The organism is Pontimicrobium sp. IMCC45349, assembly GCF_047219225.1.
Taxonomy (GTDB): Bacteria; Bacteroidota; Bacteroidia; order Flavobacteriales; family Flavobacteriaceae; genus IMCC45349.
In genome coordinates this window covers 53,447-70,189 of sequence record NZ_CP178208.1, presented here as the reverse complement: position 1 = coordinate 70,189, position 16,743 = coordinate 53,447, and the positions used below count along the sequence as shown (strand labels likewise).

At 32.1% G+C, this 16,743-nt stretch carries 16 protein-coding genes; 14 read left to right on the top strand and 2 right to left on the bottom strand.

Annotation, left to right across the window (positions count from 1 at the left end; genetic code table 11):
• Position 1: 1 nt before the first annotated feature.
• Positions 2-1,048, bottom strand: a complete 1,047-nt coding sequence (locus ACLII3_RS00360; RefSeq protein ID WP_412985570.1) for a sensor histidine kinase — start codon at positions 1,046-1,048, stop codon at positions 2-4.
• A 198-nt stretch (positions 1,049-1,246) separates the two neighbouring features.
• On the opposite strand from ACLII3_RS00360, the gene ACLII3_RS00355 reads away from it, so the two are divergent.
• Together ACLII3_RS00355 and ACLII3_RS00350 are read left to right on the top strand one after the other, a co-directional pair.
• Entirely contained in the window at positions 1,247-2,575 is a 1,329-nt protein-coding gene (locus ACLII3_RS00355; RefSeq protein WP_412985568.1) for a serine hydrolase domain-containing protein, read from the top strand.
• Between the two features lie 10 nt (positions 2,576-2,585).
• Positions 2,586-2,984, top strand: coding sequence for a MotA/TolQ/ExbB proton channel family protein (locus ACLII3_RS00350; RefSeq protein ID WP_412985567.1), 399 nt, complete (start codon positions 2,586-2,588; stop codon positions 2,982-2,984).
• A 60-nt stretch (positions 2,985-3,044) separates the two neighbouring features.
• Here ACLII3_RS00350 and ACLII3_RS00345 read toward each other — a convergent pair whose 3' ends face one another.
• Entirely contained in the window at positions 3,045-4,397 is a 1,353-nt protein-coding gene (locus tag ACLII3_RS00345) for a DEAD/DEAH box helicase (RefSeq protein ID WP_412985565.1), read from the bottom strand.
• A gap of 98 nt (positions 4,398-4,495) precedes the next feature.
• Here ACLII3_RS00345 and ACLII3_RS00340 point away from each other — a divergent pair, with 98 nt between their 5' ends.
• From ACLII3_RS00340 to ACLII3_RS00285, 12 genes are all read left to right on the top strand, one after another.
• Complete coding sequence (locus ACLII3_RS00340; protein WP_412985563.1) at positions 4,496-5,785, top strand: anthranilate synthase component I family protein; 1,290 nt, start codon at positions 4,496-4,498, stop codon at positions 5,783-5,785.
• Positions 5,786-5,800: 15 nt separating this feature from the next.
• The gene (tilS, locus tag ACLII3_RS00335) at positions 5,801-7,114 is read left to right on the top strand and encodes a tRNA lysidine(34) synthetase TilS (RefSeq protein WP_412985561.1); all 1,314 of its coding nucleotides are present in this window, start codon (positions 5,801-5,803) and stop codon (positions 7,112-7,114) included.
• Positions 7,115-8,080, top strand: coding sequence for a YheT family hydrolase (locus tag ACLII3_RS00330; RefSeq protein WP_412985559.1), 966 nt, complete (start codon positions 7,115-7,117; stop codon positions 8,078-8,080).
• A gap of 55 nt (positions 8,081-8,135) precedes the next feature.
• The gene (locus ACLII3_RS00325; RefSeq protein WP_412985558.1) at positions 8,136-9,122 is read left to right on the top strand and encodes an aldose epimerase family protein; all 987 of its coding nucleotides are present in this window, start codon (positions 8,136-8,138) and stop codon (positions 9,120-9,122) included.
• Between the two features lie 57 nt (positions 9,123-9,179).
• Positions 9,180-10,715: a YifB family Mg chelatase-like AAA ATPase gene (locus tag ACLII3_RS00320; protein ID WP_412985556.1), complete on the top strand. Its 1,536-nt coding sequence runs from the start codon at positions 9,180-9,182 to the stop codon at positions 10,713-10,715.
• A 102-nt stretch (positions 10,716-10,817) separates the two neighbouring features.
• On the top strand, positions 10,818-11,933 hold the full coding sequence (locus tag ACLII3_RS00315; protein WP_412985554.1) for a DUF2891 domain-containing protein: 1,116 nt from the start codon (positions 10,818-10,820) through the stop codon (positions 11,931-11,933).
• Positions 11,926-13,149 carry an Nramp family divalent metal transporter gene (locus ACLII3_RS00310; RefSeq protein WP_412985553.1) on the top strand — a complete coding sequence of 408 codons (1,224 nt, stop codon included), beginning with the start codon at positions 11,926-11,928 and terminating at the stop codon, positions 13,147-13,149. The genes ACLII3_RS00315 and ACLII3_RS00310 overlap by 8 nt, the downstream gene beginning before the upstream one ends.
• Positions 13,149-13,889 (top strand): 5-oxoprolinase subunit PxpA, encoded by a 741-nt coding sequence (pxpA, locus tag ACLII3_RS00305; protein ID WP_412985551.1) that lies wholly within the window; start codon positions 13,149-13,151, stop codon positions 13,887-13,889. Before ACLII3_RS00310 ends, pxpA begins: the two co-directional genes overlap by 1 nt.
• Positions 13,890-13,893: 4 nt before the next feature.
• A complete protein-coding gene (gene pxpB / locus ACLII3_RS00300) occupies positions 13,894-14,628 on the top strand; it encodes a 5-oxoprolinase subunit PxpB (protein WP_412985549.1) in 735 nt (244 codons plus the stop codon).
• Positions 14,621-15,475: a biotin-dependent carboxyltransferase family protein gene (locus tag ACLII3_RS00295; RefSeq protein ID WP_412985547.1), complete on the top strand. Its 855-nt coding sequence runs from the start codon at positions 14,621-14,623 to the stop codon at positions 15,473-15,475. The genes pxpB and ACLII3_RS00295 overlap by 8 nt, the downstream gene beginning before the upstream one ends.
• A gap of 127 nt (positions 15,476-15,602) precedes the next feature.
• Entirely contained in the window at positions 15,603-15,995 is a 393-nt protein-coding gene (locus tag ACLII3_RS00290) for a hypothetical protein (protein WP_412985545.1), read from the top strand.
• 9 nt (positions 15,996-16,004) lie between these two features.
• On the top strand, positions 16,005-16,727 hold the full coding sequence (locus ACLII3_RS00285) for a hypothetical protein (RefSeq protein WP_412985543.1): 723 nt from the start codon (positions 16,005-16,007) through the stop codon (positions 16,725-16,727).
• Positions 16,728-16,743: the final 16 nt, after the last annotated feature.

Here is a 16,743-nt window from a genome sequence, read left to right as displayed (position 1 = left end):
TTTATTGTGAATTTAGGATTAAATGTACTTCAAAAAAAGAGTCAGCTTTGTTAATGTTAAGTGTGTATTTGTCTTTGTATAATAGCTCTAAGCGTTTTTTTATGTTTTTAAGTCCTATGCCTTGAGAGCTATTATTGTTATTGGAATAAGAATTTTTTATGTTGAAATCTACATTGCTTTCATAGCAGGAAATTTTAATTTCAATGTTTAATTTACCTTCCATTATAGTTCCATGTTTAAAACTGTTTTCTATAAATGGAAGTAATAACATTGGTGCAATATTAATAGTATTGGAGATGTTATTTTTTTCTAGTGATAAGCTTAAGGTGTCGCTAAAACGCATTTTTTCTAATTCAATATAATCTTCAATATGGTTAAGCTCGTCAGTTAAAAGCACTAAAGGTTTGTCAACTTTGTATAATAAATAATCCAGCAGATTTGACAGTTTTAGTATCATTTCTGGTGTTTCATTGGCCTTTTTTAAAGCAAAACCATACATGGTATTTAAGGTATTGAATAGAAAATGAGGATGGATTTGCATTTTTAAATAATTCAACTCTTGTTCTTTGAGTTTTAGCTGTGCTTCCAAAATTTTATGTTCTAATTGTCTTGTAGTTTCAACATGTTTTAAATGAAGAATAAGGAGTTTAAAGCTACTTACAATAATTACTACTAAGTAAACAGCAATGATTATAAAAAGTAGACTTCTACTTATAGGAGCCATTGTATTATAGTCAAGTTTTGAAAGGTAGATTAAACCATAAAAAATAGATATTACAATTAGATATGTAGATATGATAACTGTAAAAGCGCTATATATACCAAAACGAATAAACTGTTTTTTAAGTAAGTATTCTGGAATTAACTTATAGATAAATACATAAGTTGTTCCTATAGTAATAGGCATTAAAAACAAAGAAAACGAGAGTACATAGTTGAAGTTAGTGCTATTTATACCAAAAAAATAAGTGTAAAATAACAATACTAATGCCCAAAAAAATAAGTGTTTGATGCATTTTATTCCTAGATGTAAAATCACTTGCTTCATAGATTAAGGACACTCTTATAATACAATATTACAGTTTTTTTATGAGCCTTTTTTGTTTTGTAGATGAATGACCAATTTAGCACTGGTTTTGACGTTTTAGTTAAATCCTTACTTGGTAATGTCGTCTGTCGCATTTTTTAGTTTTTAAGTAAAAATGAAACTTATGTTTGCTGAAGTTCTAACTTAAAAATTGAAAATATGAAACAATTTCTTTCTTTAATCTTGTTATGCTGTACTTTGGGAATTGCTCAAAATCCTACTTATAACCAGTTTGATAGTTACCTTGAAACGCTTGACGAGAGTAATAAATTTATGGGAAGTGTAGCAATTTCTCAAAATAATGGATTGCTGCATAAAAAATCTGTAGGAGATTCTTATAGAAGCGAATCAAACAATCAAAAAATAAACAGTCAATCAAAATTTAGAATAGGATCTATAACAAAAACCTTTACAGCTACAATGATTTTTCAATTGATAGAAGAAGGCAAAATTAGCTTGGGAACCTATCTTTCAGAATTTTTTCCGCAGATTCCTAATGCATCAAAAATTACAATCGACCATTTGCTTACACATAGCAGTGGTTTATTTAACTTAACAAATGCCAATCAGTTTGGAGATTGGGTTTATAAGCCAACAACTAAAAAAGAGATGATTAGTCGTATGTTACTATTTGATGTTGACTTTCAACCAGGAGAAAAAAATGAATATAGTAATACTAACTATCTTCTTTTAGGTTACATTATAGAAGCTTTAGATGGTAGAACATATGGGCAATCTTTAGAAAAACGTATAGTAAAAAAACTAAAGCTTACCAATACGCTTTATGGTTCTAAAATTAATAATAAAAATAATGAATGTGTTTCTTTTGTGTTTTCTGGAAACGATTGGGAGCAAGCAGGGGAAACGCATATGAGTTTGCCTGGTGGAGCAGGAGCAATTATTTCAACTGCTGAAGAATTGACAATATTTATGGATGGTTTGTTTAATCATGAATTAATCAATGAATCTAGCTTAAAAGCTATGACTACTTATAATGAATTAGGCTACTGCAAAGGAATTTTTAGAATTGTTTTTCAAGAACAAGAAATTTATGTTCATGATGGTGGTATTGATGGATTTCAATCGCTATTAGCATATTTTCCACAGAATAAAGCATCAATAGCTTTAACATCCAATGCTTTAAATTATGATAAACGTGGTATTGTGATGAATGCTTTTAAAGCAACTATGGGTTTAACCTTTGATATCCCAAAATTTACAGAAATTACACTAACTGAAACTGAAGTGAAACAATATGAAGGTGTTTATGAAAGTGAGACATTGCCTTATGATTTAATATTTAAAGCAGATGGTATAATACTAACTGGAGCACCAGAAGGAGATAATTTAAAAGCGTTATTGGCAATTAGTAAAGATGAATTTACTTTCGATAAAATTGGCGTGCACTTAAAGTTCGACTTAACGGCTAACACATTAATTTTTACACATGGAGATAATCCATCTGTTTTATTCACTAAAAAACTATAAATTTATAATTATGAAGTTACTATCAATTATTTTGGCAATGAATCCTTTTGTAGATCGTTTTATAGAAGGTGGTCCACTTTTTATGTCTTTAATATTAATTAGTTTATTGCTATCGTTATTCTTTCTTGTAAGAGGATTTTTAAGTATGAATAAAAACTTAAGTATTTCTAAGAAAATGACACGACTAGCTTCTGATGCTAGCTTGTTAGGTCTTGTTTTAGGGTTTTTAGGTTCTATTATTGGAATGATAACTGCTTTTGATGCAATAGAAGCTTTTGATCAAATGAATTCAAATATTATTGCTAGTGGATTAAAAGTGTCATTCTTAACAACAGTGTTTGGAGCAATTACTTTTATTATCCCTAGAATAGGAATTTTAATATTAAGGAGTATGCAAAAAGCAGAATAAACTAACTATTCTATATAAAACTAAAAAGCCCTAATTGTATTGCAATTAGGGCTTTTATAGTTACTTACGTTTTTTCTTTTTATTGTAGTTTTTATCACCACGAGTTTTTGGTTTCTTGTATTTTTTTGCCATCTCTCGTCTGTATGAACCTCCAAGGTTTACTTTTTTATTCTTTTCTTTCTTTTCATGAAACGCTGGTCCTGGAGCGTCTTCATCACGACGTTTTAAAGGGTTGTTACGTTCTTTTATTTGTGGACGCTCTTCTTCAATTAATTCTGTAGAAATTTCAACTTCTTCAGGAAATTCTATTGTAGGAACTTCCATTTGCATTAATTGTTCTATGTTTTCTATTGCTTCAGTTTCTTTTTCAGTAGTAAAAACTAATGCTTGCCCTTCTCTTTCTGCACGACCAGTTCTACCTATTCTATGCATGTAATTTTCAGGATAATCTGGAGTGTCAAAATTGATGACATGAGAAATGTTGTCAATATCCAAACCTCTTGCCATAACATCTGTAGCAATTAATATACGGTTTTCGCCAGCTTCAAACTGATTGATACTTCTAAGTCTATAATTTTGTGTTTTATTGGAGTGAATAACACAACATTCGCCATAAAAGCTTTCTTCTAATTGCTCGAATAAACGATCTGCCATACGTTTATAAGCCACAAATATTAAGACCTTGTTGTAGGTCTCTTTATCGCTAAGTAAATAATTAACCAGATTTACTTTTGTGTAAAAATTAGGTGCTTTATAACGTAGTTGCTTTATGTTTTCAAGAGGTGTTCCAGAAACCGCAATGGAAATACGTGTTGGGTTGATAAAAAAGTCAGTGATTAATTCGTCAACATCTTTAGTCATAGTAGCAGAAAACATAATGTTTTGCCTGCGCTCAGGAAGGATGTCAAAAATATTTAAAAGTTGATGCCTAAATCCTAAATCTAGCATTACATCAACTTCATCAATCACTAATTTTTGAATAGATTTTAATTGTAAAACTCTACTCAAAGCTAAATCGTACAAGCGTCCAGGAGTAGCAACTAAAATATCAAGGCCTTCAGCAATTGCTCTTTTTTGAGTGTTTATGTTTGTGCCTCCATAAACACCTAAAATTCTAACATTAGTGTACTTAGCAATTTTTTCAAACTCATCTACTACTTGTACTACGAGTTCTCTTGTGGGAACAAGTACAAGTACTCTAGGGTTTTCTTGTCTAGAAAAAGGTAAATTTTTAAGAATAGGTAAGCCATAAGCAAATGTTTTACCTGTTCCGGTTTGTGCAATACCTACCACATCTTTGCCAGAACCAATAACATTAAAGGATTGCTCCTGTATTGGAGTTGGTTTTTCAAAGCCAAGATCTGCAATAGCATTTCTAAGTGGTGTTGTAAGATTTAGTTCTTGAAAAGTCACATCTAAAATTTAGAGGCAAAGGTAATGGTTTCTTTAGTAATTCGACTTTTAAATTATATTTATCTGATTAACTTTGCGTTCAATTATATTGATATTCATTGCGCACACATAAATCCCTTTTATTAAAAGATTCGCCTCATTTTAAGGAGCAATTATTGCTTTGGAGTCAACAGTTTGACGATGTGGTATGGTTAGATAGTAATAACTATCAGCAATTAAATGCTCAGTATGATGCTGTTTTAGCAGTAGATGCTATGACGAGTATTCAATCAGATTATCAAGATGCTTTTGATAAGTTAAAAGAATATCAAACACTTACTCAAGATTGGATTTTTGGTTATTTGTCATATGATTTAAAAAATGATGTAGAGCATTTAAAATCTGAAAATTTTGATGGTTTACAATTTCCCGAGATTTATTTTTTTCAACCAAAAAAAATATTCTTGTTAAAAGGAAATAGGTTAACAATGCATTACATGCGTATGGTGGATGATGAATTTGATGATGACTTATCTCAAATTAAATCACAACATGTTAATGGAGTACATGAGCCTAATGATGTTAAAATTCATTTGCGTATTCATAAGGATGAGTATTTTAATAAAATAAACGAAATGTTAGTACATATTCATCGTGGTGATATTTATGAAGCTAATTTTTGTCAAGAGTTTTATGCTGAAAATACAGTTATAAATCCAATAGAAACATATAATAAGCTTAATGCAATATCTAAACCTCCATTTGCAACATTCTTTAAACTGAGTGATAAGTATTTATTATCTGCATCACCAGAACGTTATATAAAAAAAGCTGGAAATACTATAATTTCTCAACCTATTAAGGGAACTGCTAAGCGTTCAGAAAACATTGAAGAGGATGAAGCTTTAAAAGAGGCTTTAAGAAATGATCAAAAAGAGCGTAGCGAGAATATTATGATTGTGGATTTGGTGAGAAATGATTTGTCTAAAACAGCCTTGAAAGGAAGTGTGGTTGTAAAGGAGTTGTGTGAAATTTATACGTTTGATCAAGTGCATCAAATGATTTCTACAGTAGAGTCAAAGGTTGATGAAGATATAAATCCTGTTGAGATTTTAAAATCAACATTTCCTATGGGAAGTATGACAGGAGCTCCAAAAATTTCAGCGATGAAAATTATTGAAGCATTGGAAGAAACCAAAAGAGGGCTGTATTCAGGTTCAGTTGGATATTTCACACCAAATGGCGATTTCGATTTTAATGTAGTCATACGAAGTATTTTGTTTAATGAAAGTAAAAAGTATGTGTCTTATTCGGTTGGAGGAGCAATTACTGCTAAAAGTGATCCTTTAAAAGAATACGAAGAATGTTTGGTGAAAGCTAAAGCAATGCGTGAAGTGTTGGAGAATTAGTTGTAGTTTTATAAAATGTTTAGTGAGTTTAAAAACCATATAAATAGTAATCTTCCTTTTTTAAAAAAGGCAAAAGTCTTACTTGCTGTTTCAGGAGGTGTTGACAGTATAGTGCTAGCTTATTTATGTAAGTTTTTAGGACTCGATTTTGCAATGGCGCATTGTAACTTTAAATTAAGAGGAGATGAAAGTGATAACGATGAAAAGTATGTTTTTGCTTTAGCTCAAAAGCTTAATGTGGAAGGTTTTTTTCAAGCTTTTGATACTTTAAATTATGCTCAAGAAAATAGCTTGTCAACTCAAATGGCTGCAAGGGAACTACGCTATAATTGGTTTAATGATTTATCACAACAATTAGAGTTTGATTATATTTTAACTGCTCATCATGCCGATGATAATCTTGAAACATTTTTAATAAACCTGTCAAGAGGAACTGGATTAGAAGGCTTGGTGGGAATTCCTGAGATTAACGGGAATATAGTTAGGCCACTTTTACCTTTCTCAAGAGCTGATATAGAGCGTTATGCTGTTAAGGAGTGTTTAGGTTGGCGTGAAGACGCAAGTAATGCTTCGGTAAAATATTTGCGTAATAAAATTCGTCATGAAGTTGTACCTGTTTTAAAAGGTATTAATCCTCAGCTGCTTCAAAATTTTACAAAAACAATTACATATCTAAAAGAATCTCAGAGTATTGTAGATGATAGATTAGATGAGGTATTAGACATTGTAGTTGATAGCGTTGATGAAAACTGTATTAGCTTTAATATTAAAGAGCTTAAAAAATTAAGTAATACAAAAGCTTATTTATATCAGTTGTTAAAAGCATATAATTTTACTGAATGGGATGACGTGTATAGCTTACTTGATGCGCAATCTGGTAAACAAGTGTTTTCAACTACACATCGTTTATTAAAGGATAGAGAATTGTTGTTGTTAGTTGACTTGTCAGAAGAGTCGAAAGATAAAATACTGATTAATAACATAGAAGAGCAGTTAGAAATAGAAAATAAAATGTTGTCTTTTAGTCGAGTAGATGAAATTGATAATAACTCTCAGTTTTCTGTTTTTATTGATAGTGATAACATTGAGTTCCCATTAACGCTAAGAAAATGGCAAGAAGGCGATTACTTTTTTCCTTTCGGTATGAAAGGGAAGAAAAAGCTAAGTAAATATTTCAAAGACGAGAAAATGTCTTTAGTAGAAAAAGAAAATGTTTGGTTGTTATGTGACGCTTCAGATGCTATTGTTTGGCTGGTTGGTAAAAGAATGGATAATAGATTTAGAGTTAAGAAAACTTCTAAAAATATTCTAAATATCACTTTGAGATAAATGCCATTAGTTAGTTCAAATTACAACCCTTCTTTTTTGTTTAAAAATGGCTTTTTTTCAACTGTATATTCTGGGTTGTATAGAAAAGTAAAAAATGTATCTCAAACTAGAGAGCGTATTACTTTAAGTGATGGTGATTTTGTTGATTTAGATTGGAGTTATGCTTCAAAACCAACATCTAAACTTATCATAGTACTTCATGGTTTAGAAGGAGATGCGCAACGACCATATATGCTGGGTGCTGCAAAAATATTTAACCAAAATGATGTGGATGCGGTTTGTGTCAACTTTAGAGGTTGTAGTGGCGAAGAAAATCTAAAATATCATTCATATCATTCGGGAGAAACTAACGATTTAAAAGAGATAATCGATAATATTTTAGCTTCTAAAAGTTATGATGAAATCTATCTTAAAGGATTTAGTTTAGGTGGAAATGTAGTGCTAAAATATCTTGGAGAGGGTAATGATATTCCAAATCAAGTAAAAGCAGGAATTGCAGTATCAGTACCTTGTTTTTTGTATGGTTCTATGTTGCAATTACATATGTTTAAAAATGTTCTGTATCATGATAGGTTTAAAAAACATTTAATGGGTAAGCTTAAGGTGAAACATAAACTTTTCCCAGAGGAAATATCAAAATCTGAAATAAAATCCATTAAGACGCTAAAAGACTTTGACGATGTGTATACATCAAAAGCTAATGGATTTATAGATGCTTTAGATTATTACGCCAAAAGTAGCAGCTTACAATTTTTGCAAAGTATAAACAGGCCTACGTTAATCATTAATTCGTTAAATGATTCTTTTCTTTCTAAAGAATGTTTTCCTTTTGATGTTGCTAAAACAAATAAAAATCTGTTTTTAGAAACTCCAAAATATGGAGGTCATGTTGGAATGTATGCTAAAAATGGAGTTTATTACAATGAAATGAGAGCTTTACAATTCATTAAAAATAAATTAGAATAATGTTTCCTATAGAGCAATAGATTGTTAAATTTGGTTTACCAACTTAAAACTAACAATGAATAGAAATTTAAAACTAATTACTCTTAAAAACAGTAATGGAGTTGAGGTAGATATCATCAATTTCGGTTGTATAATTACAAGTTTAAGAGTGCCTGATAAAGAAGGTGATTTGGTGAATGTTGTTGTTGGTTTAAGCTCTCCAGAAGATTATTTAAAAAAAGAATACCAAAGTAAAGCTATATATCTTGGAGCAACCATTGGTAGGTATGCAGGTAGGATTTCTAGTGGTAGCTTTAGTATAGATGAAAATAAATACAATCTTCAAAATGAAAATGGAGTACATCTTCATGGAGGAAAAGAAGGTTTTGATAAGAAAATATGGAATATCGAAGATTATAAAGAAAACAAATCTGTTACATTTTCTTATTTAAGCAAAGATGGAGAAGAGGGTTATCCTGGAAACCTTAAGGTAAAGGCTACCTTTGAGCTGCTTAAATCCAATTCTCTTAAAATAACATACAAAGCTGAAACAGATAAAGCTACTCCGGTAAATTTAACTACTCATCCATATTTTAACCTTAACGGTAGAGGTTCGATATTAAAACATGATTTAGAGATTTTAAGTGATGCTTATTTAGAAGTAGATAAACATTTAGTGCCATCAGGTAAAAAGATAGGCTCTAAAAACACAAGGTTCGATTTTAATGAAAAAAGTAAGATTGGAAGAAAAGACTTTAAGGGTTTAGATGATGCGTTTATATTAAGAGAGGATAAATTAAGAGTGGCAACATTATTTTCTGAAGAAAGTGGTATAAAAATGCAGGTGTTTACCAATCAACCAGCAATGGTAGTCTATACAAACCCTAAATTTCCTGAGTTTTCTTTTGCTGATAATGCTGAGTATTATGACTTTCCTTCTATATGTTTTGAGCCGCAAAATTATCCAGACGCTCCTAATCAGTCTAGTTTTCCTAATTCCATTTTAAAACCTGGAGAAACTTACCTTAACGAAATTATTTACAAGTTCGGTGTAAAATCATAGTTGCTTGATTATAAAAGTTTTAAGTAATTTTCTTACATTTAAGCAAATCAATGATTTATGCTTAAAAAAGTCTTCGCTAGTGCTGTATTCGGGGTAGAGGCCTCAACCATTACAGTCGAAGTAAATGTAGATAAAGGTATTGGATATCATCTCGTAGGATTGCCTGATAATGCTATTAAAGAAAGTAATTATCGAATAGCAGCTGCATTGCAAAATAATGGTTATAAAATACCTGGTAAGAAATTAACTATTAATATGGCTCCTGCCGATTTACGTAAAGAAGGATCTGCTTACGATTTAACTTTGGCTATCGGAATTCTTGCTGCATCCTCACAAATACAAGCAGCTAATTTGGAAGATTATCTTATTATGGGAGAATTGTCGCTGGATGGTAGTTTGCAACCAATTAAAGGTGCGTTGCCAATTGCTGTAAAAGCTAGAGAGGAAGGTTTTAAGGGGTTTATTCTGCCTAAACAAAATGCTAAAGAAGCAGCCATTGTTAATGACTTGAAGGTTTTTGGAGTAGAAAATATTTTAGAGGTTATTAATTTCTTTGATAAAGGTGAGGCTATAGAACAAACTATTATTGATACGAGACAGGAGTTTTATAAAAATCTTGATTTTCCTGAATTTGACTTTGCAGATGTAAAAGGGCAAGAAAGTATTAAACGTTGTATGGAAATTGCAGCAGCTGGAGGGCATAATATCATCCTTATTGGTCCACCAGGAGCAGGAAAAACTATGCTGGCAAAGCGTTTGCCTTCTATTTTACCACCAATGACCTTGCATGAAGCCTTGGAAACTACTAAAATCCACTCTGTAGTTGGTAGAGTTAAAGATTCTGGGCTCATGGCACAAAGACCGTTTAGAAGTCCACATCATACCATATCTAATGTAGCGTTAGTAGGAGGCGGAAGTTATCCACAACCTGGAGAAATTTCTTTATCACATAATGGGGTTTTGTTTTTAGATGAATTACCAGAATTTAAACGTGAGGTTTTGGAAGTAATGCGCCAACCCTTAGAAGACAGAGAGGTGACTATTTCTAGAGCGAAATTTACTGTGACATACCCTTCATCTTTTATGTTAGTGGCAAGTATGAATCCAAGTCCAGGAGGTTATTTTAACGATCCTGATGCACCTGTAACGAGCTCGCCAGCAGAGATGCAGCGTTATTTAGGTAAAATATCTGGACCGCTTTTAGATAGAATTGATATTCATATTGAAGTAACACCAGTGCCTTTTGAAAAACTTTCTGATGAAACCAAGGCAGAAACCTCTGTTGAGATTAGAAAACGTGTTACTGAGGCTAGAGAAATTCAAACAGAACGTTTTAAAGAACTTGATAAAGTGCATTATAATGCACAGATGAATACCAAGCAAATTCGTGAATATTGTAAACTAGATGAGGCTTCAAAGCAGTTGCTTAAAACAGCGATGGAACGATTGAATCTATCTGCTAGAGCTTACGATCGTATTTTAAAAGTTGCTCGTACTATTGCTGATTTAGAAAAAGCTGCATCAATTACAGGGAATCATATTTCTGAGGCAATTCAATATCGTAGTTTAGATAGAGAAGGTTGGTTGGGTTAAAAAGCTGTTAAGCTTAACTTTGTTTGTCATTCAGAATGTAGTTATGAATCTCAAAAAAATATAATACCTTAGGTGTCTACTAAATTTTTAGAGTAAACATCTATGAAAAAACTAACCATCCTCTCACTGCTAGCACTCAGTTTAAGTTGTAATACTTCAGATAAAAAAGAAGTTAAAAAAGTATCACTTCCAGAAGTAGAAATTGCGCCTATTCCAACTTTAGATTTAGTAGAGGCCAATCGTTTAGCGCAACTGCCTTTGCATTGTATGGATACGGAATATCCAAATAAACTTAATCAAACTATTGGTGGAGATGAAGACCTGCAATCACCTAAAGCATTGCATCCTGCGTTTTATGGATGTTTTGATTGGCATTCCGCAGTACATGGACATTGGAGTTTGGTATCCTTATTAAAACAGTTTCCAGAATTAGATAATAAGGAATTAATTATAGAGAAGCTAAAGGCTAATATATCTAAAGCAAATATTTTAGCTGAGGTCGAATATTTTTATGGAAAACACAATACATCCTATGAGCGTACCTATGGTTGGGCTTGGTTATTAAAACTAGCTGAAGAGTTGCATACTTGGGATGATCCATTGGCGAGAGAGTTGGAGACTAACTTGCAACCACTTACAGATTTGTTAGTTCAAAAGTATATTGAATTTTTACCGAAACTAAATTACCCAATTAGAGTAGGAGAGCATACCAATACAGCATTTGGGTTGACCTTTGCTTATGATTATGCAAAGACAGTAGGTCATACGCAGTTATTGCAAATGATTGAGCAACGTGCACGTGATTTTTATATGAACGATGAAGGTTGCCCAATATCTTGGGAACCAAGTGGGTTTGATTTTCTATCACCTTGTTTAGAAGAAGCAGCTATAATGAAGCGCGTTTTAGCAAAAGAAGAATTTAAAACTTGGGTGTCGAAGTTTTTACCACAGTTATCAGATAAGAATTTTGATATAGCAACAGGGAAAGTGTCGGATCGTACAGATGGAAAACTAGTGCATTTGGATGGTGTTAACTTTTCAAGAGCATGGAGTTTAAATATAATTGCCCAAGATATTGACGAATTAGGTCACTTGAAAAATATAGCAAACAAGCATATTAATTACTCTTTGCCAAGTATTGTAGATGATAATTATGAAGGAGGACATTGGTTAGGAAGCTTTGCTATTTATGCTTTAAATGCAGCATCTAATGATTAAGCAATGGTTTAAGAATATAGGTCCAGGTCCTTTAGTAGCAGCAGCTTTTATTGGTCCAGGAACGGTAACGTTGTGTACGATTGCAGGAGTGAGTTTTGGATTTGCATTGTTGTGGGCAATGGTACTTTCGGTAGTAGCAACGGTTGTATTGCAAGAGATGTCTGCGCGTTTAGGAATAATTTCTCAAAAGGGATTAGCTGAGACTATTCGATTAGAAATTAAACAACCAGCACTCAAGGTGCTTGCCATTATGTTGATTTTATCAGCAATTGTTATTGGAAATGCAGCTTATGAAGCCGGAAACATTAGTGGAGGAGTTCTAGGGTTGGAGGCAATTTTTGGCGTAAAACGTTTAGAGTTAGGTTTGTTTTCTTTGAATTATTTCAGTTTAGCTATTGGAATTGTGGCGTTTATATTGTTGTATATTGGAAATTATAAAGTCTTAGAAAAAGCATTGGTGTCTTTGGTGATTTTAATGAGTTTAGCCTTTTTGATTACTGCTATTATGACAAAACCAGATATTGGCGCAATTCTGAATGGTTTTATACCACGTTTTCCAGATGATAGTATTCTTACTATAGTTGGTTTGATAGGAACAACTGTAGTGCCGTATAATCTCTTTTTACATGCCTCATTGGTAAAGGAGAAATGGAAAGGTGAAAATGATCTAAAATATGCTCGAAAAGACACCTTGGTGGCAATTGTATTAGGAGGTATGGTATCCATGTGTATTATTGTTTCTGCAGCAGCTATTCAAACTTCAGAGGTGTCTAATGCAGCAGATTTAGCAAAGGGTTTAGAACCGCTTTTTGGAAGTTTTTCAAAGTATTTCTTAGCTATTGGATTATTTGCTGCTGGTATCACTAGTGCAATCACAGCGCCTTTAGCAGCAGCTTATGTCGCTAGTGGTTGTTTGGGTTGGTCGTCAAATATGAAGACGAAACAATTTAGAGCGGTTTGGATATTGATATTGGTTTTAGGTGTATTGTCTTCATCTTCAGGAATAAAATCAATAGAAATTATAAAATTTGCTCAGGTGGCTAATGGTATTCTGTTGCCAGTAATTGCAGGATTTTTAATTTGGATGGTAAATAAGCGTTCAATTTTAGGAGATTATAGAAATAACTTGAAGCAAAACATCTTAGGAATCATTATCTTAGCAATAACCATCTTTTTAGGGTTAAAAAGTATTCTAAAAGTATTTGAAGTCATATAATGGATGTTTTTACAATAGATATAAATGCAGATGTTGGCGAAGGTGTTGGTAATGAATCTGAATTATTACCAATCATTTCATCATGTAATATTGCTTGTGGTGGTCATGCAGGTGATGAGCGTTCTATGAGAGAGGCTGTTCAATTGGCTATTAAATATAACACCAAGATAGGGGCACATCCTTCATTTCCTGATACAGAGAACTTTGGTAGATCTATAGTAGAAATGTCTTGTACGTCATTATATCAAAGTATTAAGCAGCAAATAGAGCGTTTAAAACGTATTGTACGTGAGGAACAAGGGTTGCTGCATCATGTAAAGCCTCATGGCGCATTATATAATTTAGCAGCTAAGGATAAATCTACAGCTGAGGTTATTGTGGAGGTGATGAAACGTTTTCATCAGCCTTTAAAATTGTATGTGCCTTATGGTTCTGTGATTGCTAAAATTGCCCAAAAAGAAGATGTAGAAATTACTTATGAAGCATTTGCAGATAGAAATTATAATGAAGATTTATCTCTAGTTTCCCGAAAACAATCGGACGCTTTAATTACAAATTCAGATGCGATGTATGCGCATATTTATAACATGATTGTACATCAAAAAGTAAAGACAATAAGTGGTGCAGAAGTGGAGGTAAAAGCGCAAACTTTTTGTGTGCATGGAGACACACCAAATTCGGTAAAATTAGTCAGCGAATTGATTCAAAAACTAAACGCTTCAGGAATCCGAATTCAATAAGAAATTGCCGCAATATAAACTTACATATAAACCTTATGGAGCGCATTCAATTTTGATAGAATGGCCTACCGAAATTCATGGAGATATACTAAATGATGTGCTTTGTTTTAAGCAAATTATTGAAAATAAATATATTAAAGAAAAGGTTCAGGTGAAATCTGCATATAATTCGTTATTAGTAATTTATGTTTTAGGTATAAATAATATTTATGATAAAATTTCGACTTTAAAATCGGCATATAAAACCACGAGTGGTTTAAATAAACCTTCTTTCAGACGATGGAATATTCCAGTATGTTATGATGACGAATTTGGGATAGATTTAGATGAAATCTCAAGTCGAAATAACATTTCAAAATCAGATATAATTAGGCTACATTCAACTTCAATTTACATCGTTTATTTTATTGGTTTTTTGCCTGGGTTTTTATACTTGGGAGGCTTAAAAAAAGAACTTCATATACCACGAAAATCTACACCTAGATTAGCGGTTGAAAAAGGTGCAGTTGCTATTGGTGGAAATCAAACAGGAGTGTATCCAAATGCAAGTCCTGGAGGATGGAATATTATTGGGAATACACCAATTGATTTTTTTGATGTCAATTCAAATCCACCTTGTTTTGCAAAAGCAGGAGATCAAATTCAGTTTTATCCAATTTCTAGAAAAGAGTATAGTGTTGTTAAGAAGCTTGTCGATGCTGGCGTGTATCAATTAGAAAGTGAGGTGTTGGATGATTAAGGTTTTAAAAACTGGATTATATGATACTATTCAAGATATGGGACGATGGGATTTTCAAGAGTATGGTGTGCCAGTTTCAGGAGTTATGGATCGTTACAGTGCCAAAATAGCAAATGCTTTAGTTGGCAATGAAGACCATGCTGCGTTATTAGAAATCACTTTGATTGGTCCAAAATTAGAATTTCTACAAGATTGTTTGATTAGTATTACAGGAGCAGATTTATCTCCTAGTTTAAATGGCATTTCAATTCCGCTTAATACAACGATTCATATAAAGAGAGGAGATATATTATCTTTTGGTAAGCGAAAGCAAGGATGTAGAGCTTATTTAGCGGTTTCTGGTGGCTTTTTGACTCAGACTGTAATGAAGAGTCGTAGTATGTATAAAAACATCACAAATGCTTTTAAAATTGAAAAAGGAGAGATCTTGCCAAGTGCTTCATTCACTTTTAATGAGAGAACAAATGCCAATGCTAGTGTAAAAGTGAAGTCAGAACATTTTGCAGGTTTATCTTTGGACGTGTGTAAAGGACCAGAATTTGATTTGCTGTCAAATGAACAGCAAGATAGGTTGTTGAGTTCTGGTTTTAGTATAGCGAATGAGAACTCTCGTATGGCTTATCAATTGGAAGAAACTTTGCAAAATCAATTAGAGCCTATTATTACGTCTTTGGTACTTCCTGGTACAGTACAATTAACACCTTCTGGAAAGCTTATTGTTTTAATGCGAGATTGCCAAACTACAGGTGGTTATCCTCGGGTTTTGCAGTTATCAGTATTAGCAATTAATAGACTTTCTCAAAAGTTTACAGGAGACTTAATACATTTTAAGTTAAAAAATATGTAGTATTAGGTAGTCGCTTTCTTCTTTTTGTAATAAGTTTTGTCTAACTTAGACCTATTGATAATTAGATTCTTTTTTAAGAATAAATTAATAGCAAAAACTAATTATTCATTAACTAAATTTATTGATTATGGCAGAAATTAAAGGGATTGTATCTCCAAAGGAGTTACAAGAATTAAATGACAATTACACATCTCGTTGGGAGTTAATTACGAGAGACATTACTAAGCAAGATGATAATAGGTCTTCGTGGTGGTCTTTAGAAGATTTAAGAGCGTATTTAGATTATGCTGAAAACCAAGCTAAAGAATTAGGATATACTATGAATGGAATTAGAGTGTACTCTGGTGCTTATCCAGAGGTTGATGGTCAACCAGGATATACTACAGCTTTTATAGTACCTACAGCAGATATCCCTGAAGGGAAAGATGGTGGAGGTTCTGGTAATAATGATATAGGAGATGCAGATGGCTTTAATGGAGGTGGTAATGGAAAACCTCCAGGAGCAAATTATCCGCAGTAGTAATAATATATGAGAGAATTTCTTGCAGAATACGACTTTGTTTTAAACATAGGAATTGAGCTATTAGCAGCCCTTGTAGGGCTGCTAATGTATAATAAGTTCAAGAGTACCAAAGTAAAATATTTCATTTGGTTTTTGTGGTATGTGGTTTTTATTGATCTTATTGGTTGGATGCCGTATTTTAGTTATAAATATGAATCATTTAATTGGATAAATGACTATACTAAAGGTACTCTATTTTATAGAAGTTATTTCTGGTATACTTTGCTTTGGAGTATTGGGAGTGCACTTTTTGTGTCGCTTTATTTTAGGTCTATTATAGAGGATGAATATTTTAAGAAAGTAATTAAGCTTAGTACTTATTTATTTATAATACTATGTGTGATTTATTTGCCTGTTAATTATAGCGTCTATTATAATGGAGAATCTTATTTAATTAAATTTTCTGGAGTACTATTAACAGTTTTAAGTACATCATTATATCTTGCAGAAGTTTTAATGAGTCATAAGATTATCAACTTTTATAAATCAGTTCATTTTTATGTTGCCTCTGTTTTTTTTATCTTTTTTTTAATTAAAACACCTATCACTTTGTATGAATCATATTATACGCTTGAGGATGGTGATTATGTGTTTTTAAGAGATGTCATTATTTTATTATGTAATATGTTTATGTATATAACCTTCATTTTTTCTTTAGTTTTTTGCAAGCCTCAAAAAGTTGACACTTGAAAAATCATTTCTTATT